Origin of the sequence: Streptococcus pluranimalium (assembly GCF_047785745.1) — a bacterium.
GTDB classification, from domain to species: Bacteria; Bacillota; Bacilli; order Lactobacillales; family Streptococcaceae; genus Streptococcus; species Streptococcus pluranimalium_B.
The window spans coordinates 1-1,884 of the sequence record NZ_JBLOJT010000170.1; the positions used below are offsets into that span (position 1 = coordinate 1).

At 36.3% G+C, this 1,884-nt stretch carries 2 protein-coding genes; one reads left to right on the top strand and one right to left on the bottom strand.

The features are described from left to right. Positions 1-259: 259 nt before the first annotated feature. Complete coding sequence (locus ACMZ6U_RS10220; protein ID WP_416108317.1) at positions 260-1,105, bottom strand: DegV family protein; 846 nt, start codon at positions 1,103-1,105, stop codon at positions 260-262. A gap of 119 nt (positions 1,106-1,224) precedes the next feature. On the opposite strand from ACMZ6U_RS10220, the gene ACMZ6U_RS10225 reads away from it, so the two are divergent. Next, the gene (locus ACMZ6U_RS10225; protein WP_416108318.1) at positions 1,225-1,782 is read left to right on the top strand and encodes a TetR/AcrR family transcriptional regulator; all 558 of its coding nucleotides are present in this window, start codon (positions 1,225-1,227) and stop codon (positions 1,780-1,782) included. Positions 1,783-1,884: the final 102 nt, after the last annotated feature.

Here is a 1,884-nt window from a genome sequence, read left to right on the forward strand (position 1 = left end):
TAATATAACTTTAATAAATCACCATGATTCTAGTCTACAACTCCCAGAGGTTAGCTAGAGAAAAACAACTCATTACTAATCAAGCCCATACTTAGTCGACTAAGATTATCATATCTTACAACTTTAATGATAGCAGAAAACTTCGTTTACTCTTTAACATCTCAAAACGCACTCTTAGACTGTGTAAACTGTATTTCTAAACCCCTTGATATAAACAACGAGAGAGCGTTACCAGTCATCGTTGCTGGCACCTTTTATGTTAAAAAGCTTCATAGCCCATCAAGATACCACCCTCTTCTGCATAAAAACTACAAAGCCCAGAGGTTGGAACAATCTGCACGTCAGCTTCAGGATAGTCTCGCAGAATCATTTCTCTAAGTTGTTGACAGATTTTATCATTATAACAGTGTGCTATCACTACACGACCACCTTGATAACCTGCTTTGACCATTTCTTGATATGAAGCTGACACTGACTTTTTCTGACCTTTTGCCTTTTGTAATAGTTCTAACTTACCTTCTGGACTTGCTTCTCCTACCATCCGGATATTCAAGAGTCCAATAACCTTGCCAAGAACCTTATTCAAACGACCATTTTTGACCAGATTATCAACCTTTGCAAGCACAAAAATCAGTTTCGTTTTCTCCTGATAAGCCTCAATTTCAGCTACAACTTCCTCAAAACTTAAATCAGAAGCAATTAGTTCTGCCATCTTGTGAACTAACAAGTCCATTTCGCCACCTGCTGATAAGCTGTCGATAACGTGAATCTTAGTATTTGGATTTTCTTCTAAATACATTTCTTTAGCTATTTGAGCACTATTTTGACTACCAGATAGGCCTCCTGTTATCGTAATAACTAAAATATTATCCGCCCCTTCAAAAGCTTTCATATACGCATCTGGACTAGGACAAGCAGAAGTAGCTGCTGCTTTTGTTACCTTGAGGAGTTCAAGCATATCCTCAATGTTCAACCCGTCATCATCTATAAATAATTGGCTTCCAATCTGTAACGTTAAAGGCACTCTTACAAAAGAGACATTCTCTGATAATCCTTGTAAGGTTACCAAATCACAGCCTGAATCTGCTACAATTTTCCAAGTCATACTCTATCTCCTTAGTCATTATTTTGACATACAAACTATTTTATAATAAAATTATATCATTAAATATCCTGAATTGATTCCAATTTCTCATCGGATGTTACAAAAAGAAAGGATTTGTCATGGCTAAAAAAGTTATCTCTACTGCTTCTCTTAAGCCGTTACAAATAGCCAATAAAGAAGCTAAGCAAGTCACCAAAGAAGCTATTGAAGAAGCTCTGTTACTTCTTATGGAAGAAAAGCCTTTACACGCTATTTCCATTTCTGAGCTTACCAAAAAAGCTGGTGTCTCCCGAAATGCCTTCTATCGTCATTATCAAAACAAGGAAGCTTTATTCCATAAAATGATTAAGCGTGCAACGCTAAAGGTCGTTAAAGGTTTACAACGTTTTAACTTCCAAACCGAACGTTATCAAGCTTGGTTATATTTATTTAAACAAGCTAAAGAAAATGCTCGTCTGCTCAAAATTATCTTAAAGTATAACCTATTACAGTGGATTTACGATATCATTATCAATCGTTTGAGTAAGTTTAGGAAGTCAAATAATAGTAGACAGAACCAATATAGTCATTCTTTTTGGAGTCAGGCAGTCCTATCTGTCTTAGGGCGTTGGATTACCGAAGGAATGGTTGTTCCAGAAGAAGAAATGGCAGCCATGGACTTACCACTACTGGTCTAAAAATTAAAAGCTAGTTGCTTTGTACTGACCCCAAAAAGTTGGACAACTCATTATTGAAAGGACTTAGTTCTGTATTGGACAGGACTAAGTCCTTTTAGTTTT